The sequence below is a fragment of the Umezawaea sp. Da 62-37 genome, from assembly GCF_032460545.1.
Lineage (GTDB): Bacteria > Actinomycetota > Actinomycetes > Mycobacteriales > Pseudonocardiaceae > Umezawaea.
Genome location: NZ_CP135965.1, coordinates 7,280,478 through 7,304,496, shown reverse-complemented (window position 1 = coordinate 7,304,496; position 24,019 = coordinate 7,280,478). Strand labels below are relative to the sequence as shown.

The following is a 24,019-nucleotide window of genomic DNA, read 5'->3' as shown; positions in this document are numbered from 1 at the left end:
CGAGCGCCGATGTGGCGAGTCATTCCGCGGAGTCGTCCGGGTCAGGCGTGGTCAGCTCGGTATCGGCGGTGCGGGGCAGCGCCAGGGGGATGTCTGGGCCGATCTCGGTGGCCAGGTTCCGGGCGGTGGCGGCTTCGTCGAGGATGGCCTCCAGCGCCGTGTGAATGCCGGTCAGCTTGAGGTAGCGGGCGCCGAACCCGTGGCTGAAAGTCGGGTACCCGTTGGGGCCGAAGTGGGCGTCCTGCACCCAGTGGGGTTCGCCGACCAGTCGGGACAGGAAGTAGCTGTGCGGCTTGGTGGCGCCGGGCATCAGCAGGTGCAGGTGTGCATCCAGACCGACCATGCGCCCCAGGACACCGATCTCTTCCCGGTGTTCGATGGTGAGGACGGTGGCGGTCACCGTCGCCGGGTTATCCCCGGTGAGAAGGACTTCCCGCGCGGGAATGATCGGGGCAGCGTCAGCGGACATGGTGTTCTCCATTCGGTGTCATGGATGGCCGCACAGCGGACTGTCGCGGGAAGGGAACGAAAGCGTTGATGCTCGGGCGGCTGGCGCTGGGAACTGCGCCGGCTCAGAGGTGCTGATTCGCGAGTGTCGTGCCGAGCTGGACGTCCTCGTCGATGACCGCGGACACGGCGGACGTCGAGGGCGTCGCCGAGTGCGAGGGCGGTGTCGATCCGACGTCTCCGAACGCAATGTCGACGAGAAGGACGTCGATACAGAGGTGCTGTGCTCGCACGTCGTGGACTGGATAGAGGGAACGAGGGCGAGGCGCGGGGATTCAAGTCAGAAGGGTGCTATCCAGACCTGGGAGCCGGGATGGTGCTCGTCGAGGTAGGAGCGGGACAGCTCGACTACCCGCTCGGCTTGGGCGCGGGTGAGGATTGCGGCATGGACCTTGCGGCGTGTGGTGCCGCCGTCGGGAGTCGCCCGTCGTGCGGTCTTCTCGTCGGGGAAGCGCACGAACACGGTGAAGCGGCGGTCGTCGGGCCGCTCTGGCTTCGTTGTATCAGGCATCGGCCACGACCTGTCGTGTTGTCAGGTCGGCGAGGTGGAGGTGGTTCAGGTCGACGGCGGTGAACCGGCCGAACGGTTTCCAGCGGCTGTCTCCGCCGCGGTAGACCCTGACCTGGTGGTCGACCAGGAAGTACAGCCACGCGATCATGCCTGCGGCATCACCGTCGACGGCGCCGGTGATGGGTGGGGTGCCGTCAGGGATGGTGGTGTGGCGGTAGCCGACGCCGCTGACGGGCTGCAGGTGATCCGGAAGGTGTGGATCGCGGACGCTGGGGTCGGCGATTTCCGCGGTCGCGTCGTTCGCGGCGAGGAAGGTCCAGTCGTACTTCATCAGCGAGGTGGCCAGCTGTGCCACATCGCCGTCGTGGTGCTTGTGCAGGGCTTGGCCCAGTGCGGGCAGTTGCTGGGCAGGGTCGCCGTTGAGGTGGCAGTAGCGGGCCCGGAAGGTGTTGCCGTCGGCGTCCAGGATGCCGATCAGGGATCGAGTGGCCACGTGGTGTTCTCCTGGGTACTCGGTGTCGGGGTCGCCGTGCGGACCGATGGGCGGCTCGGCTCGCACAGCGCCGTACAACGGTGCGATGCGCTGCGGACTGATTACGGACTGAGCAGCGCCAGCTGCCCCTGCTGTTCCCCGTCGGTTGTGTCGAGCACGGTGTGCTGGGTGAAGTCGGCGCGGACGACCTCCACCCGCGGGGTGACGTCATGCCAGTCGTGTTCGTAGTGGGTGGTGTTGATGCCGCAGTTGGCTTTCAGTTCGATGCCGGTGGCCGCGACGAACTTGCGGTACTCGGCGTCGCCGGTGTCCGGCTGGAACCGCGGGACGCCGGAGTAGGTGAACGGGGCGGCGACCTGTGGGATGAGGAAGACGCCGCGGCGGGCAATCGTCGAGGCCAGGGCGATGGCGTGGTATTCGAATCGGCGGCCGCGGTAGCCGCCGGGTGCGTTGCCCGAGCGTGGGATGGCGCCGTAGGGCGGGTTGGAGATCGCGCAGTCGAACTGGCCGAGGGTGTCGAGCATCCGGGGGATGGTCATGATGTCCGCGCAGATCCAGTCCGCTTCGGGCATGACCCGACGGCCGACGCGCACGTAGTCGGGGTTGCGCTCGATGCACACGAATCGCGGGCCGGTGTGCGGCCAGCGTGCCCACAGGTCGCGGCTGTGGAAGGCGAGCCGGCCGATGCCCGCGGCCAGGTCGATGATGCGATCTCCGCCGATGTGCAGGGACATGTCGCGTGCCAGGCCCGCCGGGGTGAAGTGCGCCCGGTCGGAGGCCGATCGCGTCGACGAGGACGCCCGCCAATGGTCCAGGACGAACCGGCGCTCCTCCTCATCCAGATCACGGTGGTGATCGATCAGCTTGCATGCCTTGTCGTGCAGGCTTTCCTGGTCGAGTGTCAGCTTGGCCACGACAGCCTCCTTCCGGCTCGGTGGTCGGTGCCTTCGAGCAGTGGTCGGTTCCGTGCGGAGTGCGATGTGTGAGCGCGAAGGGCGCGGTGCCGGATCGACACTGGTCGGCGTCTTTTCGATCGCCGCGTGGCGTCGGCCCTCTCTGTCGGGCGCGCTCGGGTGGCGCCCGTACCGGGGGAAGGCGCCATGCCGGCTTTCAGCTCACCGCCGGTCTGCTACCGACGCATTGTGCGATTCCCCGACAACGAGGTGGGCCAACTCTTCGTCGAGGAAGCCTGAGAGTGCGGAGCCGACGGTCAGCGTGAGGAATTAGGCGTGTGTGGGGGTGGCCTCGTCCAGCTCCTCGATTCCCCAGGGGGCGCTGTCCCAGGCGGGAGTGGTGGTGTAGCGGTAGGTTTCACCGAGCGGTCCCGCGACCCGATCGCCGAGTTCGGAGTGCTGTGTGAGGATCGCGTTGTGCAGCGCGGACAGCAGGCCGTGGGTCTCACTGTCGGGCCAGCTCGGGTGCTCGCAACTCTGGTGGTCGAAACACGACAATGCCTTGAGTACCACGACTGGGTCGAGGGTGGCCTCGGTGGTGCGCAGTTGGTAGCGCGGAGTGGGGGTCTCCTCGCTGTAGCGGTAGTTGACCGATCTGTGATTCTCGCGCCATAGCTTCTGCCCCAGTTCGCGAAAGCCGACTGCGCCGAGATCGGAGGAGACGACCCCGTACTGCGCGAGCGCATTGACGAGAACGTCGATGTGACCACTGGAAACAATCCACGCAGACATGTGAAAGCCCTTCTGGATAAGAAATTGAGAGCTGTAAGGGCGAGGCCGTCGTCAACTGGGAGCTACTATGGGAACCCACGTCTCGTGGTCACCGACGCTGCCGTACCGCTCAGTGGGGCGCGCTCGGATAGCACCGACGGCGGGCCGTGCGAGCGCTTCACGGCGGGCAGCGCCGTTGCGCCCTTCCTTTCATCGGTCACGGCTCATCGTCATCGGAGTTGTCGAGTGACGTCGGTGATCGACGGAGCGTCGGGTGGCTCGCCGGCTGAGCTGAAGCCGTTGTGGACGCGGGCGGGGCTTGGCGCGATCCGACCGAGCCCCACCCATACCGTCAGTCGAGGGAGAGGAACACGAGACCGCCCAGCCGGTCAGCTGGAACGCCGATCTCTCGCGCGATGGCGTCCAGGAGCTCGTGACGCATCTGGACGAGCTGGTCGAGCAGGGTGGTGAACCAGCCCTGGAAGTTCTCCTCCAGCGGGCCCGCGGAGCTGTCTTCTCCGACCCCGGTGATCAGGCACGGGCCGTGGATCATTGGCAGTGTGTCGGGGGTGTCGAGCAGGGTGCGGGCGTGCTCGCGTTCGGCGTCGGAGGCGACGTAGTCGCCGTCGCGGACGTCGATGAGCAGTCGATGCAGGAACGTGGTCGCCCCGGTGTTGACCGGGCAGGTGGCCATGCTGTTGCCACCCACCCAGAACTGCACCCGGTACAGGGGACTGATCCGGTCGACGCCGGGGTCCCCGATGCGGCGGGCGATGTCTCCGTCGGGTTCGGTCTCGCTGAGCTCGACGGACCCGAGTCCAGCCGTGCTCAGTTCGACGGCGGCTATGGCGCCTTCGGTGGCTGTCGCCCACCAGGTGTGGGTGTGCTCGCCGCCGGCGCTCCAGGTTGCCGCGTCGTCGGTGAGGGCGTCGATCCGGTCGATGATGTCGGGCTGTCCAGACTCGGGCATGGGTGATTCCTCCAAAATAGGTGTCGACTTGGGGGTTGCAGTGGCCGTGGGTTGGCCGCGGTGGCCGGGGATGCGGTGGTGTCCCCCCGCTGCGGGCGAGGCCCTCTGTCCTGTCGGCGCAGCCGACTGGTTCACACCGTTGGGCTGGGCGAGGTGGACATTGAGATCGGCTGGCGAGCGCAGCTCCACCCAGCGGTAGAGGCACTGCCGATCTCCTCCGGTTCTTCTGTGCGCCGCCCGGCCAGGTCCGTGATGTGGCCGGGCGGCAACAAAAGGCCCCGCGTCGCGGGTGCGACCGGGGAACGTCGTGCTAGTCGTGGAGGGGTGTGGGTTGATCAGTCGTCGAGCAACCCGTTCAGCACTGTGGTGGCGGCCTTGGCTTGCAGGACGTGGCGGGACAGGAGTCGCTTGCTCCGGAACTCCGCGGCGATCCAGTCGGCGAACCGTTTCGGGCAGTACGCGGCCGCGACGTCCATCCAGCCGACCTGGTCGCCGTCACCGGTGGCGTCCTGGACGTGCTCGTGCAGCAGGGCGGAGAACTGCTCGGTGTCGCCATACCGGTTGAAGGGATGGCTCCGCCCGGTGATGCAGTCGGTGCAGCCGCAGTCGACCGGATCGATGCGGTGCGGGATGCCGGTCATCGGGTAGACCTCCTGAACTGTGAGGGAAGTAGTCGTGAGCCGCATCGGATGGTGAGAGGCGAGTAATCGGTGCGTGTGTCGAACGGCGGTTGCCTCAGAAGTCGATCGGGGTTCTGCGGGCGCGGCTGATCAGGACGGAGACGACGGCGGGCAGGTCACCCGCTTGGGCTTTCGTGGCATCGCTGCGCGTGTCGATGACCTCGAAGGCACCGGCCGGGAGGAGGTAGCCCTCGTGGGTCGACACGGCGTCACGCATGCGGAACCGCACGCCGCCGTCGTAGTCCTCGATCGTCTGTAGGAGGTCGCGTTCAAACAGGTCGATGGCACCGGTGATGACGTCGGCGTCGCCGTCCTGCCGGGTGATGCGGGCCTCGACCATGGAGCCGCCGCGTTCGTTGCGTTTGATGTTGAGGTCGCCGATCACCTCCGCGAACGGTTCCTTGCGGCGCAACTCGAAAGCAATGGCGCGCAAATGGTCGAAGTTCACGTCGAACTTCCGGGAGAATTCGACGACCTCGTCGACCTGGATCCCATCGATGCCCGGTACTTGGTCGCGCAGGTAGGTGGCGACCGTCTCGGGGTCGGGGTAGGCGAACCGCATGTGGTAGTGGAAGCGGCCGGGGCGGTTGAGCAGGAATTCGTTGACCTGGCCCAGGTAGTTGACCGACAGGACGTAGAGGCGCTTGGTCACGCTGAGTCCGTCGAAGAGGCCGAGGAACTGGTTCTGCGACTCACCCTCACCGCTTCCCGCGAAGACCTTCTCGAACTCGTCGAACACGGTGGCGACTTCGCCGAGTTCGTCCAAAAAGGACGCCAGCCCTGGGGTCGAGTGCTGGACGAGAATCGTCGGCAGCCCCAGTTGCTCGCGGGCTTGTTCGGCGAGCATCCGGAGCATGAGCGACTTGCCCATGCCCTTGTCGCCGGACAGGATCACGCCCAGGGACCGATCCATGGTCTCGTAGGCGCGCACGATGCGGTCCACACGCCGGACGTGGGATCCGTAGACGGTTTCCTGGCCGGGGGTGAGCGGGGTGACCTGGTGGAGGCTGTATCCGGTCATCTTGGAGAAGTCGATGGCGTAGGTCGCCACCGGCAGCCGGTCGAAGGTCTGTACGGAGTCGTCGTAGAGGCGGAACCGGCCGCCGGAGACGACGATGGTGCACGCAGGCATGAACGCTCGCTTTCGCAGAACAGTGCGGATGGTGTGGGGTGCGGCGAGATCACTTCGGTCCGGTTTCGCGATCGTCGGCGACAGGTCACCGACGGTCGCGGCCGTGCAGGTTGGTGATCGGCGTGCCGATCTCAAGTGGGCGTCTGCCCGGCGCGGTCGGCCGGCGCGGGCCAGCGGAAGTCGCGCCGGTGGGCGGTTTCGCGGTGGCACACCCAACCGGGTGGGGCCAGCATCATCGGCATCGCGCAACAGTCCGGAAGGGTGGATGGCTCCGCGGCCGGGCAGGACGGTGGTCGACACCATGGGAAGGTCTGCGCGCCTGTGTCGATCGGTTGGTACCACCACTCCAGTCCGCGGGCGAGGCTGATCGTGGACTGCCCGCAGCCGGGGCACGCGCAGCCGTGCCCGCAGCGGCACGACAGCATTCGGGCGATGCCGCCATTGCCGTCGGGTTCGGCGACGGCCGCGTAGGACGCGGGCAGCGGGTAGGGGCTTGGGTCGCGGGTGGGCAGGTGGTAGGTCTCGGCCCAGAGTCGCCCGGTCGCGGGTTCGGTGAAGATCGAGGCTTCGACCAGTGCGACGGCGGGGGCGACGCGGCCGTTGAACCGGTAGCGGCTGCCGTCGTCCTCGTAGATGATCGCGCGCCGGTCGGCGGTGATCTCGACGGTGCGCAGGGCGCCGATCAACGGCCGCAGCACGGGCCGGTCGCTGTACTGGATCGCGACGGTCACCCGGTCGCCGGGGTTGACGGTCCTGCGGATGTAGGCGGGCATGACGCAGTTCTCCTCGACACAGTGGCGAACAGGGGGTCGTTGGCACCGGGGCTTGGTCGTGCCCGGCCGTGCGGTTCACTCGGCGGCGCCGGAACCGTCGATGTCTTCGTGGATCGCGTGGTTGTGGGCTCCGTCGTGGTAGCGGAGTCGGCTGACTCCGAACTCGGCCGGTGCGCCCACCCAGGTGGCGGGTGGGCCTGGGACTGCGGGGGCATCGGGATCGTCGGGGCTGGTGTTCAACCATCGCCAGAGATCACCGGCGCAGTGATGGAACCGGCCGTCGACGATCACGTAGAAGTCGGAGTCGCCGCCGACTCCGATCGCGTCGTGGTAGTCCCAGACGCAGACGATCCGCAGCCCTGATGCTTTGCCGACGCGTCCGAGGATGCGATTCACGCGGTCGCTGTCGTAGCCGTCGGCCATGCTGCCGCGCAGGTCTGCGGCCGGTTTGGCGTCGCGCCTGTCCAGGCCGCCGACGATCGTGGCGATCCCCTCAGGGACGAAGGAGTACGGAAGCGCCTCGGTGATCCGGTCGAGGTCCTGGTCGGTCAACGCTCGTCCAGCCCAGCTCTCCAACTGCTGACGCGTGATGACCGATGTGGCCTTCGTCTCGAGTTGATGTGCCGCGAGCACAGCAGCGTGTTGCCACACAAGGACGGCCTGGGGAGCTTGGAGCAGGCCCGGCCCCGACTGGGTGAGGTGGTTCCACGTGGCGATGACCCACGAGGGTTCGCAGTCGGCGAACTTGCGGTACGCCAGGACGTCGCCGGTGCTCAGCACGCGAATCGACGCCGGATCGGCGGGATCGGCCAACCGCCCCGCATCGCCGGGGAAGTAGGCAACGACCCAGGTCATCGCTGAGTGGATGATCACTGCTCGCTCGATCGGATGGTGGACGCCAGGCGACTGCGGGCCGCGGATCTCGACGATGGTTCCGGGAGGCAGAGCTACGGGGGACATGACTGTCTCCTTCAGGACGGGGGCTTCGGACTCGGTGAGGTCTCCCCCGGTAGCCGCTTCGGACCGACGGGCCGTCGGGACCAGTGCCGCCGACGTGCGATCGGGAGCGAGATCGGCGTCGATGACCGACGCTGTCGAAGCCGTCACTGCTGGATCGACCGACGGGCTCAGAACGGCGCCCTGACCGCGGGAAGTCCGCCAGCCGGATGCGGCACGGGTCCCCAGGGACTGAGGACGGGCACGCGGGCCGCCAGCGGCGCCAGAACGTCACCGTGGCAGTCTCGGGGCGCACAGGAACACCCGAGTGTCTTGTCGGTCAACTCACCGAGCGCGGCCATCAGCTCGGGTTGGTCGGGCAGCCACTGCTGATAGAGGTCGATCACCTGCTCGCGGGTGCCGTCTGTGCCGATGACGAAAGGGTTGCCCCACTTCGATCCCCGACCGATGTAGATGTCGTACCGGGCGTACTTGTAGTGGACGACCAGCAGGTGCGACATCGTGTGCTCCTCCTCCATCCAGTGCAGCTTTGCCCTGTCCTGCAACAGCGCGCCGAGCGGGCCGGCCGAGCGCTGTCGTTCTGTCTGATCCGGGTCGGGCAGCACGATGGCGCCGTCGGAGCGTTCGTGTGCTCAGATGTCAATGGCGAGTTGGCCGATCGGCCGGTAGGCGCAGTCGACTTCGTCGCCGTGGTGGCGGCCGGGGCAGTCGATGGCGCCCAGGCGACGGTCCGCGACGGTGAGCTTGCGGCGGGCGAGCTGCTCGTGGTCGTCGATGACCGTGCTCTCCAAGGCCTCGTGGTGGTGGCGGGCCTCGGTGAACTCGGGCAGCTCCGGGAACCGGGCGGCCTGCCACATTCGCATGTACAGGCCTGTGGCCGCGGAGGTCAGCGGCGAGAGCAGGCTGGTGTGCAGCATCGCGCAGCAGACTTCGGCCGCGGTACCGGGCCGGGTATCGGTGTCGGTGCCGGCGGCGACGCGGTCGAGCAGTTCGCGGCAGTGGGAGCGGTAGACCATCTCGGACTCCAGCCGCTCCAGCGCCGCGCTCGGCACGAGTAGCGGAAAAGCGTGGTAGATCCGGTCGGCGTGCCGCGGGTGTCGGATGCGGGCGGCTTGGATCTCCTCTTCGGCCTGATCGACGAGCTCGAGAGCCTCGGCCATGGCTGTGAGGACTTGGGCGAAACCGCCGCTGAGTAGCGCGTCCGCTCTCGCGATGAGTCCCTCGGGCCAGGTCGGTGTCGTGTCCGGTTCACGGGCGGGTGGTGTGTCAAGGTCGGTGGTGGGTCGTAGGACGAGGTCGGTCGTGGTCATCGTGGCTGTCCCTTTCGGACTCGGAGTTCGGGCTCCCCGCCGCGCGGCCCACAACGTCGTGGGTTCTGGGCGGTGGGGCGCACTCGTTCGGCCTTGGGAGGGGGGAAAGGGCAAGCCGTCTTTTCTGGCTTGCCCTTTCCCCCCTCCCAAGGCAGAGTGCAGCCGCCCCACCGCCCCAGGACCCGTGGCTTCTCAGGTTCTTCTTCGCGTCGTTCAACACCGGGCTTCACACGTGCGCCGGCGATGCGGTCGGTCGGGTGAGATCCCGCCGCTGCGGTAGTCGAGGTGCGGGCATCGACCTTCTGGACGAGACGTTCACGTCACGACGGCACCCCACCGATCATGACCATGAAGTAGTCGGCTGCTCTCCCGTTGGGTCCTTCGGCGCGGTATCCGATCGCGTGGACCAACGCCGAGTCCAGGGACTCCAGACCGAGGCCGGTGTCGCGTCCGTCGATGAAGGGGTGGAAGTAGGTGCTGCCGTGATCGGCCCATGCCCTCTTGGAGGTGTTGCTGGCGTCGCGGCGGTACTCCACGATCGCGTAGGGCCCGATCTCGTGGACCGCGGTGATCGGGCCCCACGGGAACTTGCGCCCGTCCGGCCCTGTGCGGCGCCCGATCAGTGGCCGGGGTCTGAGAGCCGGGCCATCGGTCGTGTCGGCGCTGTCCGGGGTGCTGGTGGAGTCGTTCACGTAGCTTTCCTTTCCTGGTCGAGGAATCGGCGTAGACACGCAGTTGTGCGATGGTGCGGCCTTCGTCGAGCAGGTCCACCTCGGAGGTCTCCAAGACCTCGGCCAGCGTGCGGAACTGTCCGGCGATGAACTCGACGCGGTCGGGGGTGGCGAGCGCCCCGTGTGCCTGCAGGTGGCTGCGGGCCAACTCCCCGCCGTCCACACAGAAATTGCGGATGCGCGCGGTGATGAACAGCATGCTCACGTACTCGGGGGTATCGCCGCCAAAAACACCATCGACCGCGACGTGATCGCTTCCCCTGCCGCCTCCTCACGGGCGTCGGTTTCTTCTTCCGGCGTGAGGGCACGCCGGTGAGAGCCGCGACAGCGGCGGACTCGCGGTAGCTGTTGTCGGCGGCGCGGGTGGCATCGGCAGCGATATCCGCTGCGGCCGCCGCTCGGATTTCTCGCATGTGGTTACGTCCTGTCTGCACCGTGACGGTTGCTGTCAAAGGATGTCCGGCCGCTTCTTCAGTGGCTCCTCGTCACCATTGATGCGACCGGAAGCTCGGGGTTTCGTCATCACTGGTTTGATGCTTGGCGTGAGCCGTCATCGAGTTGTTGGCAGCGTGCGTTGAAGGTGGCGCGCCAAGCGGGAGATGTCGTTAGTGGTGTTCTGCAGCCCGTTCCAGGAGCACTGCTCGTCACGCAAGTTCCAGTGGCCAGAGGACCACGCGGTATGCGGAAGTAGACATTCCAGCCGCTCCCGGAGAAGGTGCGGGCTGAGCTCGGTGGCGGTGATGCCGTCGGTGAGGGCGTCCATGACGTAGCCCAAGGCCGCGATGCCCACGCCGTGGGTGAGCCGGGATCGGCGGGGCGGCAGCTCCCAGTCTTCGGGCCAGGTGTCGCGCACCGCGGACCAGAAGGCATTGAGGTGGACGATGATGCGCTTGATGTCGCCGGTGCCGTCGGTGTCGCGGTAGTGATACAGCGCGCCATCGTGGAGGCTGTGTTCGATCATCTTCATCACGCTCGTGTCCTGGATGTACCCGTCGGGGGCGGTCGGCGACTTGATGCGTCCGGCGAACGGTCCGGTGGTGTTGAGCCGGACCATCACCTCGGCGGGCAATCGGCGCCGCGCGAGCGTGGGTGGCAGAGGCCCGGTGGTGTCGGGCAACAGCTCGTGGATGAGTCCCTTGGGCAACGGTTTGGTCGAGTTGACCAGGATGAACTGCGTGCGCTGCTCGGCTACGGCGTCGCTGATGAACCCGACCGCGGCCACGGGAAAGCTGTCCAGGTCGGCGTCGCGTAGCGCGGCGGCGCGCTGCTGGCCGTCGACCATCCACGCGGATCGCTGGTGTGGGGGCAGGGAGAGATCGATCGGGATGACCAGTTCACCGAGCGTCGCGAACGCCCCTGGGGCGGTCGGCTCACGCGGGATGAAGCGCACGGTCGGGTCGAAGGCGAGGACCAGGGCGTTGGGCAGTATGGCGTCCGCGGACTCCAGGTAGCGGCGGATGGCTCGGACGTGAGCGAGGGCTTCGGGTCGCTGGTAGCCGTGCAGCTGTTCGTGGTCGCGGCGGATGCGGGAGACGGCCGCGAACTCGTGTACCTGTGTGCCGTCCACCGCGAAGGTGTAGATGCGGCGTTTGCCCTGCTGGATCTCGATGGCGGGGACGCGCAGTTCGTTGGGGTTCGCGTTGCTGTCGACGGGGCGGACGGCGCCGTCGGCGCTGCCGGGCGCGGCTTGCGCTTGGGTCTGCTTCATGTTGTGCACGTCCTTTCGGCGTTGTGCGTTGCCGAGCAGGCGGAGGAATCATCGGGCTTCGACCACGTGAATCGGTCCCGTGGGGAGTGGGAGTTCCGGGTGGAGGTCCGCACTCAGCCGGGGGCGGAGAGCGCCCGCCGCAGCGGGCGGTACGGGGTGCGGGATCCCCTACTGGTTGGAACCAAGGTTCGGTCAACGCAGGCGCCACTGCTGGTCGTCGGAGTCGGTGATCTGCTCGCCATGCAGCCACGCGGCCAGCAGTGGTCGCAGGGGTTCGGCGATGGCCCGGTCGATCTGGGCCAAGGGCACCCCGGTGTGGCGTTGACCGCGGTGGTGCGTCCACGCGGTGAGCACACCGGTGAGAGCGTCGGCAAGCGCACGAGTGGGGGTGCCCTGCGGGTAGTCGGCCTGCAAGGCGGCCAACAGTCGGTCGGTGTCGGTCATCGGGGTGCGCACCTGGTAGCGCTGTAGGTAGGGCAGGGTCAGCTCGACGATGGTGTGTGGTTGTCCTCCGGCGAGGATGACCCGGTTGTTGCGGGTGTCTCCGCCGCATTGCACGACCCAGACCTGCGACCAGCGGGTCCAGCAGCGGGTGATGGCTTTCATCATCAGCTCGGGCAGTCGGGCACGGACCTGCTGCTCGAATTCCCTGCGCAGCCCGTGCCCGACCAACGCGTCGCCGAGATCACCGACGTCACGCACATACAACTCCCGGTAGGGCGGGTCGAACGCGGACACGGGTCCAGGCATCACCGCACCTCCCGCGTGGCAGCCGCAGGCTGCCGCAGTGCCAGCGCTCGCTCGACGTGGCCGCGGTCGGGCAGATCGGCGTCGGCGAGATCAGCCACTGTCCACGCCAATCGCACGACGACGTCGTGGTCACGCGGGGAAAGGAAGCGGGCACCCAGGATCTGTCGCAAATGGATGGTCGCTGCGATGGTCTCGGGCAGGGCGTAGAGCACCTCGTGCGATACGAGGGTGTTGGTGACGTCACGTCCGTTGTGAACTGCCCCGGTGATGCTGCTCCAGCGGGCCGCAGCGCGCGCCCGTGCGTAGCCGACCCGAGTCCTGGCCTGTGCCCGGAGTCGAGCGAGTTGATCAGGTTCGTGGGCGTCGGGCCGCCGGCCCCATACGGCGGCGGCTGTGGTCAGCGTGTGTCGGATGTCGATGGTGTCCAGCAGCGGCGTCGCGCGCTGTGGCTGTCGGCTGTCGAGGGTCCGGATGCGGGTGGCGAACAGCTGGAAGCCGGCCGGGTAGTGCAGCGAGTGGCCTCCATGGGCGATGGTGACTTCTCGCTGAAGTAGCGCGTGCTGCAACACCTTCAGCGCGGCGCTGCTGAACTGGTCGAGGTCGCAGGCCACCAGCACGCTGTGGTGGGCTTTGCTGACCGCGCCGGGCACCGCGTCACCGACCAGCGATGCGAGGGTGTTGCCGTGGTGGGCGATCACCAGGTGCGCGGTGCTGCTCAGAACGGGTTCTGTGAGGTTGCCGATGAGCGACCGGATCGCGGCGACCTGGAGTTGCTGGGCGGTGGTGAGGTCGGGTAGCAGGTGGTGCAGCCATTGCCCGACCAGGAAGGTGCCCGCGCTGTCGACGGCGTCGAGCAGCAGGTGGTGGCCGCCGGCGGCGGCGATCTCGACCGTGCTCAGCACCGGAGCCGCCAGTGCCCGCGTCGGCGGCCACCCATCGTCGACCATGGTTGCGGTGGCCGCGACGAACGAGTGGAGTGCGGTGTCGTCTCCGCGCAACCAGGCGGTGACCTCGGTCAGCCAGTGTGCGCCGAGCACCTCGATCCCGTCGACGAGCGAGGCCTGGTTGAGTACCGCGGCGGGCACGATGACCCGGCGAACGCCGTGTGCGCGGGCGGTCTGCACGGCGGGCAGCGTCCCGAGGGTGGCGCGCAGGCTGCCGTCCAGGCCGACTTCGCCGAGCACCGCGGTACCGGCCAACCGGTGTGCGGGGATGTCCGCGGTGGCGGCGAGGATCGCGACGGCCACCGCGGCCGCGCAGGGCGTGGCCGCCGTGCCGAGATCTACCTCGACGGCGTGGTGCCGGATCGACCAGCCGGAGTTGGTCAGGGCGGCGAACACTCGCTCGCGCAGTTCGAGTTCACCGCGGACGCGTCCCCCGATGAAAGTGATCGCGGGGGTGCTTACGGTGGTGGTGGCGGTGAGGGTGGATACGTGGCCGTGAAAGCCGGTCAGGGACACGGTGTGGACGGTGGACATCGGCGAACTCCCTGGCGGAGTGGGTGGATGGTGGCGGTGGTCTGCGGTGGGCTGCCCGCTGCACTTGCGGCCCACCGCGTCACAGGTGGCGTGTGCTCTGTATTGGTGTGGTCGACACCGCTAGCGCGCCCGGCGGGCCAAGCGCTCGGGGTCGAGGATCAGCACGCCCTTGCCCTCCCGTCGCAACCAACCGCGTTCGGTGAAATGGGCCAGGGCCTTGTTGACGGTTTCGCGCGAGGCGCCGACGAGTTGGCCGATCTCTTCCTGAGTCAGGTCGTGGGTGACCCGCAGCAGACCGGTTTCCTGGCTGCCGAAGCGCTCGGTGAGCCGCAGAAGGGTTTTGGCCACACGGCCTGCGACGTCGGTGACCGTGAGATCGACAGTCATAGCGTTGGCCTGGTGCAGTCGGCGAGTCAGCGACCGCAACAATTGCTCGGCGATCTCGGGCCTGCTGCCGATCGCCTGACGTAGCGCGGCGCGGTCCATGCTGACCGTGTGCACCGCTGTCACCGCGGTGGCCGTGGCGGTTCGTGGTCCGGGGTCGAACAGGGACAGTTCGCCGAACATGTCGGACGGACCGAAGATGTTCAGCAGGTGCTCACGGCCGCTGGGCAACCTGCGTCCGATCTTCACCTTTCCGGACTCGATGACGTAGAGACGGTCCCCCGGCTCGCCCGCCGCGAAGATGACATGGCCGCGCGGGAACTGGACGCGCTCATCGATGGAGTCAAGCAGGATGCGGATCGGGTCGACGGCCGAAGTGCCGGCTGTGGGCATCATGTGCCTCCTGGCGGGATCGGTGGGGTGGTGACGTACAACGCGGAGCGCGCCAGCTCGCCGCGGGTGGCGGGTGAGCGGTGGTGTGGCCGACCACGGGAGATGGCTTCTCCGCCTCGGATCCGCCGGCGTGAGCGACCGTCGGAGAGGGCTGGTGGTCAGTTCGTGGGCTGCTGTGGCGAGGTCGGTGCGGTGGTGGCCGGCTCGGTAGCTGTGTCGGACTTGTCGAAGGCGTCAGCGGCGCGACGTGATGCGGTACGGACACGGTCAGCGAGCACGTCTTGGGTCATGCCCGCGGCATCGGCGGGCAGGATCGCCCACCGGTCCAGCGCCGCCGCGGGAATGGATACCGTGTTGGACCACGGGCGCGGGTCGAGCATCATCAGCGTGAACGACTTGCCGGGTGTGATCACCAGCATCGCTGGCTTCGGCGGCTGGTTGGTGAGGTCGCTGACCGGGATGACGAACTGCTCGGCGCCGTTGACGACTCCCAATTCCAGGTACTGCACTGGGCCGATCACTTGCACCACGCGGTCGATGGGATGACGTAGCGGTGCGGGCTTCGGACGCAGGATGGTGATGACGTCACCGAGCTTGATGTGACGTAGCAGTTGGCGCTCGGTTGGTTCGGGTGAGAACAGCTCTCCGATCAGTAGTGCGGCGTGCAGCAGGCGTTCCACCCTGTCTGCGGTGGCATACCAGTCTTGCTCGCTGGGCAATCGCGCGGCATGTTCGCGCAGTGAGTGCACGGCCGTCCGGGGGTCACCGCCGAACGCTGTCAACGCGGCGAGGGTCACCACTGCGGCGGTGCGGGTGTCACCGTGGCATGCCTCCGGGGTGCGGGTGTCGGAGCGGTTGCGGCGGCGGCCCCCGTTGAGCCGGCGCAGGAAGTCGCGCAGGTGGATCGCCGGTCCGGCAGGATCTCGGCCGTACACCGGTGGCAGCGCCTCGACGAGCAGATCGAGCATCACTTGTTGAACGGTCTCGGCCGTGAGGTCGACCGCCGGGTCCGCGGCCAAGGAGTGCAGCACCGCCGCGCGGTGCAACTGCCGGGCGGCGGTGCTCACACGGGAGCTACCGCGCTGCGGGCCGTCGAGGTCCTGGCCGTCATGCTCGGCGAGCGGATCCTGCCAACGGCTCAGTCCGGCCCACAGGTCGGTTGCCGCGGCACTCCAGTCGACAGGGCCACCGTGTCGACCGGGCAACCGTTCGACGCAGTTGACGTAGTCCATGACAGCCTGCTCGGACAGGTCCATCCCGGCTCCCTGCGGGCTGGTGCTGTTCTGCAGTTCGAGTACGCCGAGTTGGGGCAGGTGCACCCCGGTGGCGACGTGCACCACGTACCACTTCAGCGGACGGTTGCGCAGTACACGGCTGTGAATCAGGAGGAAGTGCCGAGCCGGTGAGAGCAGCACAGTCGTGGCGGTGCGCAGCAGGCTGAGGGTCTCGTCGATGCCGTCGAGCCAGGTCTGTCTGTCCACGTTCGTGGGTGGCCTGGTGTCCTCACGCAACACCGACAGCGCGTCCTCGACAGAGGCCCATGGCGCGGTCGACGTGGCGTGAGTCGCGAGAGCACGCTGGACCAGCAGGGGCGTGAGTCCGTTGGCTCGCTGACCGGGGGTGTCGGTCACAACGGCCGCGGTGAGGGTGCCGCGGCCTCCGTATTTGGCGTCGACCTGCTGATGGCAGTGGCGGCACACCACGCCAGTGCCGGAACCGCTTCCTTTGCCACTGGCCTGGCAGCAGGTCGTCAGCGGAATCAAGTACTCGCCGTCTTCGTCGCGGATCGGGTTGTCCGTCTCGCCCAGTGGAACAAGCGGGTCGCCATCGGCATCGACGCCGCGGACCCGCTTGGCGATCACCGAGCGAACATGGATGAGGCGGCCGTCGGTCAGAGTGAGTTCGACAGCGACAGTGGGATCGGCTGTTGGAGGCATGATCGGGCCCTTCACGGTGGGGTCGAGCGAAAGATGCGGTCGGTGGCCACCGATGTGCGGGTGGCCACCGACCGCGAGAAGCACGGTTTGTTGCTGTGGTGGGGAATCAGCCGGGTAGTGAGGCCGCGTAACGCATCGCTTGGGGGTCGATATCGATGCCACCGCCGTTCATGGCGACGGGCTGAATACCGCGGCCTGCGAGCAGGCCGGCTTCCTGCGGGTCGGCGGCGTAGTCCCAGCGCTCACGCCGGCGCACCTCGGCGTGGATGTGTTCGTGGCCGTATTCGCAGGTGTAGCCACGGTCATCGGGCAAGAACCACGCCAGGCCGCCACAGTCCACGGCGTAGTCCTCGCCGTCCTCGTCGTTGCGAGCAGGGACCTGCCAGTCGCAGGTCCAGATCTGTTCGGCGAGGAAGCAGGCGCGTACCGCGTCGACACTGTCGTGCACGGCCGGCGCATCGTCGGCATGACGTTTGCGGTTTCTACAAGTCACAGGCATGGGCTCTCCCGTCTGGTGCTGCGTGGACGGGCAGTGCCGTAGCGGGAGCGCCGTGGTGGGCCAAGGGGGCGCGGCCTCGCGTAGCGACGCCGAAGGCGCCCTTGGAGCACTGCGGGGCTTCTGCTGGCATGACCGCGTCCACGCAGCACCTCGGACGGGATTTCGATCCTCGGATGGCCCGATCGCACTCAGCCGATCGTGACTCTCACAGCAGCGGCGCCCGGACAGATCATGAGCAGGGGTTGAAGGCTGTTCTGACACGTCATAGCAGTGGCGGGACTGGAACCTCTACTGACTACAGCGATCAATTTTCCAGCACTCTCAACGGAACCCGATGGGTTCCGATGCTGTGTCCACTACCGGTGAATCTGTCCTCGAGTGTCCTGCTCACCGGGGGACTTCAGAAGACGTTCGGTTTCCGCGATTGAGGAATCATGGAAGAATGCGACGATCCGGTCGGGCAGCCCACCGTCCACGGAGGTGCGCAGCAAGGTGCCAAGCCTGTGGCGCGGCTCCGCGGACAGTGCGTGATCGAGTGCGAGGGAGGCCAGCGCTCCATCGCCGCGGATATAGGCCGACAAGGCCAGCAGGACGGTGGGATTGGCACGCACGGAGGTCGGGCAGCCGCGTGTGAGTTCGAGCCACAACCGCTCAGCGGTCTCAGCCCTCGGCCCGAACGCGAAGCTCACGCACGCGTCCCGAACCGATGGGTCGAACAGTGCTCGTGCGAGCTCCACGACCTCACCGTCCTCAAGCGGGTGGCGACGGTCACTTCCGGCCGCGACGGCGTCGCGTACTGACCGAAACGCCGCGGAAGCAGCGGGACCGGAGGGCCGCCAAGCAGGTGAGTGGTCCAACAGTACGGCCCTGCGGGCGATGATCTCGTCTGCGACCGGCGCGAGCTGCGCGGCCAACTCTTCTCTGCTGGTAAACGTCACGAGGCCGGCGGCGACGGTGGCCGCCGCGAGCGCGGTAGTGCTGGGGTCGCGTACCGTTCCGGTCCAGTCGGGGCTGTCATAGCCGTGCCAGCGTGCACCGGCCTGTGTGGACTCTGCCCATACGGCGAGAATGGTGCGCATTCCCATGGAGGTCGCGGTCTGCTTCATCACCTCGATCAATCCGCTGTGCGGCAGTTCGCTCGCCGAGGACACCCAGACTCCGCCGCCGATGACGAACAGCAGGATGCCGTCCACGTCCTGGCCTCGCGCCATGTCGAGGGCTTGGACTGCATGTGCCTGTCGGTGTCGGGCAGGCGGCAGGTCGATACGCAGGGAGGCGACGGTCTGCCGGTGTTTCACGCATACGAGCACGAGAGAGTCGTGGGGGTGAAAGCCCAGCAGATGAGGAATGGCGGCGATCAGGTCTCGCGGCTCACCGAGCACGCGTGCGGATGGGGTGACACTCATCGGTGGGATTCCTTTCGTAGTCGTGGTGGATCGGTCATACGCGGTCGGGTACGTACGGGCCTGCCTGTGGCCTTCACCGAGCAGGGACGCGGTCAGGTGACGTCGGACTCGCCGGTTCCCGGCTCATCGGTCAACCGCAGCGCGGTCCGGACCTGCTCAAGCTGGTAGGTCAACTCGCGGACCCGATCGTCGACACGGCTCATCACCACGAAGAGGGCGTCTTCGCCGTTCTTGCCGACCCACTCGCGGATCACGAGGGTGTCCAGTCGTTGGAGCAGCCGGTGGGCACCGATGACGTACATGCTCTCGGCCATCGACTGCAGCACCAGTGGCATCACCTGATCGACGGGGTCATCGCTCGTCCAAGCGAGGCGTTGCTCGATGAAGGCGGCGATCACAAGGTCGACGCGGGGATCGGTGCTGCGGATCGAGTCGAGCAGGTCGGGCCCTGAAGGCGGTCGGGCATCGGCCACGGGGTTTCTCCTTCGTCGTCGTGGTGGTCTCACCCGGCCGTCGACAGTCGGTGCGTGTTCGGCGGCCGGGTGAGACCGGGAAGCCGGGCCCGCGCCGGGGGAAGCGGGCGCGGGCCCGGCTGGCGGGAGCGGCGGAGGTCACGCCGCTTGGTGGTCGGCCTGCTCGGTGGGGATGAGGTGGGGCCACTTCTCGTGGTCGAGTTCGGGGTTGTTGATCAGCCGCTCGACCGGTGAGAGGGGGTAGCCCAACGCTTCCATCAGCGCGAAGTAGTAGCGGGTGTTCTTGCTGGGGTCCCGCCAACTGGCACTGGCTTCCTTGGTGTATTCGAGGTCCCAGTGCTGCTCGCAGGCGCCGATGATCTGGGCCAGGCGGATGGCGACGGCCTGGTTCTCGGTGGTGGTCTGCTTGCGAAGGTGCTCCACCAGCGGGTTGTGCTCGCGCCGTTTGTCCTTGGGTTCGGGCAGCTTGAGCAGCGTGCAGGCGTAGCGGTGCGCGGGCGCGGCCTCGGCCAGGTAGTCACTGGCCAGCACGGGAGCGAGCGCGAGCCAGTGGTGCACCCGCGCGGGCAACTTGATCCCCTTGATCTTGGCCTTGGACTTGGGGTTCGCCTTGGCCTTGGTGCCGCGCCAGTCGGCGAAGTAGCCGATCAGCCACTCCCGGCGCTCGGTCTTGGCCTCACGCCAGGCCTTATTGTTCACCCCCGCCCGCTTGATCTCGGCCGCCTTGTATACGGCGTCGCGCTCGGGCTGCACCGGCACGACCCGCGTGGCGCGCAGGACGTGCCCGCGGGCGGCGAAGTTCACGCAGACGTAGTGGACCTCTGCGGTCTCGCGGTAGTCGTCGTAGTCGACGTAGGCGGCGTGGCCGGGGCAGTCGGCGTGCTCGTCGACGGTGAGGACGTCTCCGGCCTGGGAGTCGGCGAACAGGGTGCGCAGTTCGGCATTCCCGTCACCGTCGGGATCGACGATCGGCACGCCGTCGGATCGCAGCTTCTCTTCGGCGACGGCGACGCGTGCCGTGACGATGCTCTGGTGGCCGTAACCGGCGGGGTCCACACAGAACTCGACGACGTCGACCTCCAAGTCGCGATCGACCCAGACGGAGAGCGCACGCCCCGGACAGTCGGCGTGCCCCTGCGGGTCGAGCGGTCGCAGGTCCTTGTCGCACAACTCGTCCAGTCGTACGACGCCCTCGGGTAGGTCGTCCTCGTCCTCGATGAGGGTGCACCCCTGGTCGAGGAGCAAGTGCGTTTGTCGGATCTGCTCGGCGCGCTGTTCCCGGTCGCGCCGCAACTGCCCGATCGTCCAGTCGAAGCTGCGGGGCTGGTTGTGCAACACGGTGACCAGCTTCTGGTGGGCCTCCTCGTCGTCGCCGAACTCGGCGAGCTGGGCCAGCAGCAGCAGGTCGGCATCGGGCAGGGCCGTGGCGGCGGTCTGGGTGCGGACACTGGACGCGATGGCGAGGCCGGCGCGGATCTGGGTGTCGGGCAGGCTCAGCTTGCGGGCGATCGTTTCCTCGTCCAGCCCTTCGAGGGCGAGTTGACCGTAGAGACCGGCTTCCTCGGCCGGGGTGAAGCTCTCCCTGTGCAGGTTTTCCAGTCCTTGGGCGACCAACACGTCCTGGCGGGTGGTGCCGGGTGCGTGCACCAGGACGTCGATGAGGAGGTCGGGGTTCTCCAGTTCTGTGACCGCGACCGCGGCCGCGGTGCGGTGAAAGCCCACGAGCACTCGCAGCACCCCGTCGGGATCCATCGCCACGTTGATCATGGAGACCATCGGGTTCGAGCCGTGCTCGGCGAAGGATGCCACCAACTCGGGGCGGCGTGCGCGGATGTCGCCGACTTCGCGGGAGTTGCCGACCGCGCGCAACTTCTGCGGATCGACCCCTCGCTGGACAAAGGGGTAGGCCTGTTCGGAGGTGGCGTCCTCCGGTTCGACGATGTCCGAGGCGCTGTCGAGCGTGGTGTTGCCGAGGGTGGCAGTCATCGTGGAGACCTCTTCCGGGTGTTCGGGCAGAGCGCTGCCCTGAGGTGAAATTCGGTAAGCCGTTGTCATGAAAGAAAGTGAGTTGTTGCGAGCGGGGCGCGGTAGCCGCCGATTCGGTCCGGTGGTGCGTCCGCAGTCCTGCCCTGCCGGGGTCGGGGTGTCCAGCGGGTTTTGCTGGACACCCCGACCCCGGTGGGGCACGCTGCGCGGCGCATACCGGGCCCGGCGGCATGCGCGTCCCGTCAAACCTGGTCGGGAGGTGGTTCTTTCTTTTTCGGGCGATCGGCAGTCAGGTCGGGCACCCGATCCACATCGAGGTGCCGTATCTGGTCGTGACGTGACGGTGTGCCGGCGCAGGCCTTGCGCGGCTTGATGCTTTGTCAGCCAGCCTGGCGTTGAGAGCGAGGGCGATGTCAGGCACGCATCGCTGGCAGGCTGTCGCTACGTGATGCTGTCGCTTCGGATCATCTGAGACCGGCGTAGGGCGGCGAGTACCTGTCGCTGGTAGCCGACGCCCGGTGCCGCCGCGTAAGCGTCGTGCACGAGCACCTCGTGTCCGGTGTGCCGGCGGACCAACGCGACGGCTTCGTGCAGCCGAGCAAGGTAGGCCTTGGGGAGGAAGGCAGTGATGTCGGCGTCCTGGTCGGCGACGACGGCGATGAGCTGATCGGCCACCCGGTGGGCGGTGACCGCTCCGCGGGAGGTCATCGTCTGCTCGTAGGGCGTGATCGTGGTGTCGGGATCGAGTAGTCCATACCGGGCGGACAAGTTATGAGGGTCATTCACTCGTGTCCGTTGTCCGCTGACGTCTGTTGTTGAGGGTCGGCCGGAATACGGCAGAAACGGGCCAAGGGCGACACCGGGATCGCGCAGGGTCGGTCGTGCGGTTGACGACGTGCTACGGGTAACCGGCCGCCGCAGGGGTGCGGCCTTGTGGGCGCATCCCCCAGGCCTCTACTCTGCGTACATATCAATTCTCCCGCCCGCCTGGACCCCGCGGACGCCACGGCTTGGTGAGGAGAACCTCCGTGACCGCCGCCGTCCCCTGTCGGATATCCGTTCTTCCGTCGCCCTGGACTGCGCACCGAGCGCCCTCCCAATCGGCTCCCACACTGCTCAACGTCACTCCCCGATTGGTCCAGCCGGGCGCGGTCGTGCTCGTGGTCCGCGGGGAGGTGGATATGGCGAGCTCCCCCTACCTGTGGGAACACGTTCACGAGCACGTCCACCACGGCGGCCCGGATGTGATCATGGACCTCACCGAAGTGACCTTCTTCGGCGCGGCCGGTCTCACGATCCTGGCGAAGCTCCGCGAGGCCGCGAGTCTGGTGGAGATCGGGTTCAGTGTGGTCGCCACCGCTCGCGCGGTCCTGTGGTCGCTGAGGATCACCGGGTTGGACCTGGTGCTGGACGTGTACCCCGACCTCCACCACATCCCGATGCGGTCCTGGCCCCTGATCGGACTTCGATAGCACGCCGGTGAGGACGACCACCGTCGACAGGCCCGGCCGGAGGAGTGACGCGATCGACATGGTGGGCCGCCACGACGACGCAGGCCTCGCCCGGGTACGGGCCTGGGTCACCGAGCGGGCCGACAGCCGCGCGACATCGGTATCGGCGCTGCTGCTGTGCGAGACCGCCGTGTCCCGGCTCGGCGTGAGCGGCGCCGCGCTGACGGTGGACACCTCCCAAGGGTGGTCCGAGACGCTGCATTCGACCGATCTGCTGGGTGAGCAGCTGGCCGAGATCCAGGTCACGGTCGGTGAAGGGCCGTGTGTGGACGCGGGGCGGGTCGGTGGTCCTGTGCTGGTGGCCGATCTGGACACCGCGGCGATCGGGCGTCGGTGGCCGCTGTTCGCGCCGTTGGCGGTCCACGCCGGTGCCCGCGCGCTGTTCGCGCTGCCGTTGCGTGTCGGCTCGATCCACGCCGGCACACTGGTGCTGCACCGGGCCGAGGCCGGATCACTGGACGCGACGACGCTGACGGACGCGCTGGCGTTCGCCCGGCTGGCCCTGCGGCTGCTGCTCGACGAGCGGGCCGGACTCGGTGGCGCCGACCACGACTTGGGTGACAGCCTGTCCTTGCACGACCTGCGGGTGCATCAGGCCACCGGGATGATCTCCGCGCAACTGGAGGTGGGGATGGCCGACGCCTTCGCCGCCCTGCGCGGACGGGCCTTCGCCGACCAGCGGCCGTTGGGCGAACTCGCCGCCGACGTGGTGGCGCGACGCGTGCGTTTCGACCTGACCGAGGAGACGATATGACGGCGCGTGCGCGGCAACCCGACGACGGCGTGCCGGGAGAATCGGGTGAGGTGACTACGATGGGCGATGACCGTCTTCTGGACACGTTCGTCGAGTTGGCGGACACGCTGATCGACGATTTCGACGTGATCGACTTCCTGCATCTGCTGGTGGACCGGTGCGTCGAACTGCTCGCCGTCGACGCCGCTGGGCTGCTGCTGGCCGACCAGCACGGCAGGCTGCAGTTGATCGCGTCCTCGAATGAACAGGTGCGTCTGCTGGAGTTGTTCCAGTTGCAGAACGACGACGGCCCCTGTCTGGAGGCCTTCGCTACCGGCGTGCGGGTCGGCCACGCCGATCTGTCCACCGCTGGCGGCCGGTGGCAACGATTCGCCCCGGCGGCCACGGGCAGCGGATTCGCCGCCGTGGACGCCCTGCCCATGCGGCTGCGCGGTCAGGTGATTGGGGCGCTCAATCTGTTCCGCGTCCGCCCCGGCGAGCTGACCGACACCGCGCTGCGCACCGCCAGGGCCTTGGTCGACGTGGCCACCATCGGCCTGCTCCAGGAACGCTCGATCCGCCACCAGGAGATCCTGACCGAGCAACTGCAGACCGCGTTGAACAACCGGGTGATCATCGAACAGGCCAAGGGGTACATTGCACACCGCCTCGGCGTCGACATGACCGGAGCCTTCACCGCCCTGCGCGGCTACGCCCGCAGCCACAACCTGAAGCTCAGCGACGTCGCGGCCGCGGTCGTCGACGGCCGCACCGATACTCGTGATCTGCTCGCAAGGCCCTCACGACCTGGGCCGCCCAAGCGATAGGACGCCTCTCCTTCCCGACAGCGACAGCCCTGCTTGACCAGGCTGACGGCCGAGGCAGTGCGGCCGCGGCGAGATTGTCCGCGACAGTCGACGGGTTCCTGACGGGAACAGTTACCGGCGATGTGCTGCCAGGTCGTTCGGCGTCCGCCGCACGACCTGGCGAAGTACGACAACCCGCTGGCCCTCACGACGCGACACAGCGTCAC

At 67.7% G+C, this 24,019-nt stretch carries 25 protein-coding genes and 1 pseudogene; 3 read left to right on the top strand and 23 right to left on the bottom strand.

What is annotated here, in order from left to right:
- Positions 1 to 19: 19 nt before the first annotated feature.
- From RM788_RS33725 to RM788_RS33615, 23 genes and pseudogenes are all read right to left on the bottom strand, one after another.
- Positions 20 to 469: a hypothetical protein gene (locus RM788_RS33725; RefSeq protein WP_315922667.1), complete on the bottom strand. Its 450-nt coding sequence runs from the start codon at positions 467 to 469 to the stop codon at positions 20 to 22.
- A gap of 318 nt (positions 470 to 787) precedes the next feature.
- Entirely contained in the window at positions 788 to 1,018 is a 231-nt protein-coding gene (locus RM788_RS33720) for a hypothetical protein (protein WP_315922665.1), read from the bottom strand.
- On the bottom strand, positions 1,011 to 1,511 hold the full coding sequence (locus RM788_RS33715) for a hypothetical protein (protein WP_315922663.1): 501 nt from the start codon (positions 1,509 to 1,511) through the stop codon (positions 1,011 to 1,013). Before RM788_RS33715 ends, RM788_RS33720 begins: the two co-directional genes overlap by 8 nt.
- Before the next feature lie 101 nt (positions 1,512 to 1,612).
- A complete protein-coding gene (locus RM788_RS33710; RefSeq protein WP_315922661.1) occupies positions 1,613 to 2,425 on the bottom strand; it encodes a class I SAM-dependent methyltransferase in 813 nt (270 codons plus the stop codon).
- A 309-nt stretch (positions 2,426 to 2,734) separates the two neighbouring features.
- On the bottom strand, positions 2,735 to 3,196 hold the full coding sequence (locus RM788_RS33705; protein WP_315922659.1) for a hypothetical protein: 462 nt from the start codon (positions 3,194 to 3,196) through the stop codon (positions 2,735 to 2,737).
- Positions 3,197 to 3,527: 331 nt separating this feature from the next.
- Entirely contained in the window at positions 3,528 to 4,145 is a 618-nt protein-coding gene (locus RM788_RS33700) for a hypothetical protein (protein ID WP_315922657.1), read from the bottom strand.
- Between the two features lie 335 nt (positions 4,146 to 4,480).
- Entirely contained in the window at positions 4,481 to 4,786 is a 306-nt protein-coding gene (locus tag RM788_RS33695) for a hypothetical protein (protein WP_315922655.1), read from the bottom strand.
- 94 nt (positions 4,787 to 4,880) lie between these two features.
- A complete protein-coding gene (locus tag RM788_RS33690; protein ID WP_315922653.1) occupies positions 4,881 to 5,957 on the bottom strand; it encodes an AAA family ATPase in 1,077 nt (358 codons plus the stop codon).
- Between the two features lie 131 nt (positions 5,958 to 6,088).
- Complete coding sequence (locus RM788_RS33685) at positions 6,089 to 6,730, bottom strand: hypothetical protein (RefSeq protein ID WP_315922651.1); 642 nt, start codon at positions 6,728 to 6,730, stop codon at positions 6,089 to 6,091.
- Between the two features lie 75 nt (positions 6,731 to 6,805).
- Complete coding sequence (locus tag RM788_RS33680; protein WP_315922649.1) at positions 6,806 to 7,837, bottom strand: hypothetical protein; 1,032 nt, start codon at positions 7,835 to 7,837, stop codon at positions 6,806 to 6,808.
- 20 nt (positions 7,838 to 7,857) lie between these two features.
- Positions 7,858 to 8,292, bottom strand: coding sequence for a DUF4326 domain-containing protein (locus RM788_RS33675; protein ID WP_315922647.1), 435 nt, complete (start codon positions 8,290 to 8,292; stop codon positions 7,858 to 7,860).
- A gap of 27 nt (positions 8,293 to 8,319) precedes the next feature.
- Complete coding sequence (locus RM788_RS33670) at positions 8,320 to 8,847, bottom strand: hypothetical protein (protein ID WP_315922645.1); 528 nt, start codon at positions 8,845 to 8,847, stop codon at positions 8,320 to 8,322.
- A 470-nt stretch (positions 8,848 to 9,317) separates the two neighbouring features.
- The gene (locus RM788_RS33665; protein ID WP_315922643.1) at positions 9,318 to 9,689 is read right to left on the bottom strand and encodes a hypothetical protein; all 372 of its coding nucleotides are present in this window, start codon (positions 9,687 to 9,689) and stop codon (positions 9,318 to 9,320) included.
- Positions 9,690 to 10,278: 589 nt separating this feature from the next.
- A complete protein-coding gene (gene dbpB, locus RM788_RS33660) occupies positions 10,279 to 11,436 on the bottom strand; it encodes a DGQHR domain-containing protein DpdB (protein WP_315934827.1) in 1,158 nt (385 codons plus the stop codon).
- Between the two features lie 192 nt (positions 11,437 to 11,628).
- Positions 11,629 to 12,186 carry a hypothetical protein gene (locus RM788_RS33655; RefSeq protein ID WP_315922641.1) on the bottom strand — a complete coding sequence of 186 codons (558 nt, stop codon included), beginning with the start codon at positions 12,184 to 12,186 and terminating at the stop codon, positions 11,629 to 11,631.
- A complete protein-coding gene (locus tag RM788_RS33650) occupies positions 12,186 to 13,664 on the bottom strand; it encodes an ATP-binding protein (RefSeq protein WP_315922639.1) in 1,479 nt (492 codons plus the stop codon). The genes RM788_RS33655 and RM788_RS33650 overlap by 1 nt, the downstream gene beginning before the upstream one ends.
- Before the next feature lie 120 nt (positions 13,665 to 13,784).
- Positions 13,785 to 14,375, bottom strand: a pseudogene (locus RM788_RS33645) (Crp/Fnr family transcriptional regulator); the annotation flags it as partial.
- A 224-nt stretch (positions 14,376 to 14,599) separates the two neighbouring features.
- Complete coding sequence (locus RM788_RS33640) at positions 14,600 to 16,462, bottom strand: hypothetical protein (protein WP_315922637.1); 1,863 nt, start codon at positions 16,460 to 16,462, stop codon at positions 14,600 to 14,602.
- A 22-nt stretch (positions 16,463 to 16,484) separates the two neighbouring features.
- Positions 16,485 to 16,877 (bottom strand): hypothetical protein, encoded by a 393-nt coding sequence (locus RM788_RS33635; RefSeq protein ID WP_315922634.1) that lies wholly within the window; start codon positions 16,875 to 16,877, stop codon positions 16,485 to 16,487.
- 356 nt (positions 16,878 to 17,233) lie between these two features.
- Entirely contained in the window at positions 17,234 to 18,283 is a 1,050-nt protein-coding gene (locus RM788_RS33630) for a DUF4192 domain-containing protein (RefSeq protein WP_315922632.1), read from the bottom strand.
- A 92-nt stretch (positions 18,284 to 18,375) separates the two neighbouring features.
- On the bottom strand, positions 18,376 to 18,681 hold the full coding sequence (locus RM788_RS33625) for a hypothetical protein (protein WP_315922630.1): 306 nt from the start codon (positions 18,679 to 18,681) through the stop codon (positions 18,376 to 18,378).
- Between the two features lie 213 nt (positions 18,682 to 18,894).
- Entirely contained in the window at positions 18,895 to 20,811 is a 1,917-nt protein-coding gene (locus RM788_RS33620) for a ParB/RepB/Spo0J family partition protein (RefSeq protein ID WP_315922628.1), read from the bottom strand.
- A 372-nt stretch (positions 20,812 to 21,183) separates the two neighbouring features.
- Positions 21,184 to 21,510, bottom strand: coding sequence for a hypothetical protein (locus RM788_RS33615; RefSeq protein WP_315922626.1), 327 nt, complete (start codon positions 21,508 to 21,510; stop codon positions 21,184 to 21,186).
- Between the two features lie 155 nt (positions 21,511 to 21,665).
- On the opposite strand from RM788_RS33615, the gene RM788_RS33610 reads away from it, so the two are divergent.
- From RM788_RS33610 to RM788_RS33600, 3 genes are read left to right on the top strand one after another with little or no spacing between them, the layout of a single operon-like run.
- Complete coding sequence (locus RM788_RS33610) at positions 21,666 to 22,214, top strand: STAS domain-containing protein (RefSeq protein WP_315922624.1); 549 nt, start codon at positions 21,666 to 21,668, stop codon at positions 22,212 to 22,214.
- A gap of 7 nt (positions 22,215 to 22,221) precedes the next feature.
- Positions 22,222 to 23,007 carry a GAF and ANTAR domain-containing protein gene (locus tag RM788_RS33605; protein ID WP_315922622.1) on the top strand — a complete coding sequence of 262 codons (786 nt, stop codon included), beginning with the start codon at positions 22,222 to 22,224 and terminating at the stop codon, positions 23,005 to 23,007.
- Positions 23,008 to 23,066: 59 nt separating this feature from the next.
- On the top strand, positions 23,067 to 23,813 hold the full coding sequence (locus RM788_RS33600) for a GAF and ANTAR domain-containing protein (protein WP_315934825.1): 747 nt from the start codon (positions 23,067 to 23,069) through the stop codon (positions 23,811 to 23,813).
- Positions 23,814 to 24,019 lie beyond the last annotated feature (206 nt).

What these genes read in the sequence shown, in the direction of transcription:
- RM788_RS33725 (WP_315922667.1), bottom strand. Translation starts at nt 469, where the DNA reads ATGTCCGCTGACGCTGCCCCGATCATTCCCGCGCGGGAAGTCCTTCTC.
- RM788_RS33720 (WP_315922665.1), bottom strand. Translation starts at nt 1,018, where the DNA reads ATGCCTGATACAACGAAGCCAGAGCGGCCCGACGACCGCCGCTTCACC.
- RM788_RS33705 (WP_315922659.1), bottom strand. Translation starts at nt 3,196, where the DNA reads ATGTCTGCGTGGATTGTTTCCAGTGGTCACATCGACGTTCTCGTCAAT.
- RM788_RS33700 (WP_315922657.1), bottom strand. Translation starts at nt 4,145, where the DNA reads ATGCCCGAGTCTGGACAGCCCGACATCATCGACCGGATCGACGCCCTC.
- RM788_RS33695 (WP_315922655.1), bottom strand. Translation starts at nt 4,786, where the DNA reads ATGACCGGCATCCCGCACCGCATCGATCCGGTCGACTGCGGCTGCACC.
- RM788_RS33690 (WP_315922653.1), bottom strand. Translation starts at nt 5,957, where the DNA reads ATGCCTGCGTGCACCATCGTCGTCTCCGGCGGCCGGTTCCGCCTCTAC.
- RM788_RS33685 (WP_315922651.1), bottom strand. Translation starts at nt 6,730, where the DNA reads ATGCCCGCCTACATCCGCAGGACCGTCAACCCCGGCGACCGGGTGACC.
- RM788_RS33670 (WP_315922645.1), bottom strand. Translation starts at nt 8,847, where the DNA reads ATGGCCGAGGCTCTCGAGCTCGTCGATCAGGCCGAAGAGGAGATCCAA.
- dbpB (WP_315934827.1), bottom strand. Translation starts at nt 11,436, where the DNA reads ATGAAGCAGACCCAAGCGCAAGCCGCGCCCGGCAGCGCCGACGGCGCC.
- RM788_RS33655 (WP_315922641.1), bottom strand. Translation starts at nt 12,186, where the DNA reads ATGCCTGGACCCGTGTCCGCGTTCGACCCGCCCTACCGGGAGTTGTAT.
- RM788_RS33650 (WP_315922639.1), bottom strand. Translation starts at nt 13,664, where the DNA reads ATGTCCACCGTCCACACCGTGTCCCTGACCGGCTTTCACGGCCACGTA.
- RM788_RS33635 (WP_315922634.1), bottom strand. Translation starts at nt 16,877, where the DNA reads ATGCCTGTGACTTGTAGAAACCGCAAACGTCATGCCGACGATGCGCCG.
- RM788_RS33630 (WP_315922632.1), bottom strand. Translation starts at nt 18,283, where the DNA reads ATGAGTGTCACCCCATCCGCACGCGTGCTCGGTGAGCCGCGAGACCTG.
- RM788_RS33620 (WP_315922628.1), bottom strand. Translation starts at nt 20,811, where the DNA reads ATGACAACGGCTTACCGAATTTCACCTCAGGGCAGCGCTCTGCCCGAA.
- RM788_RS33600 (WP_315934825.1), top strand. Translation starts at nt 23,067, where the DNA reads ATGGGCGATGACCGTCTTCTGGACACGTTCGTCGAGTTGGCGGACACG.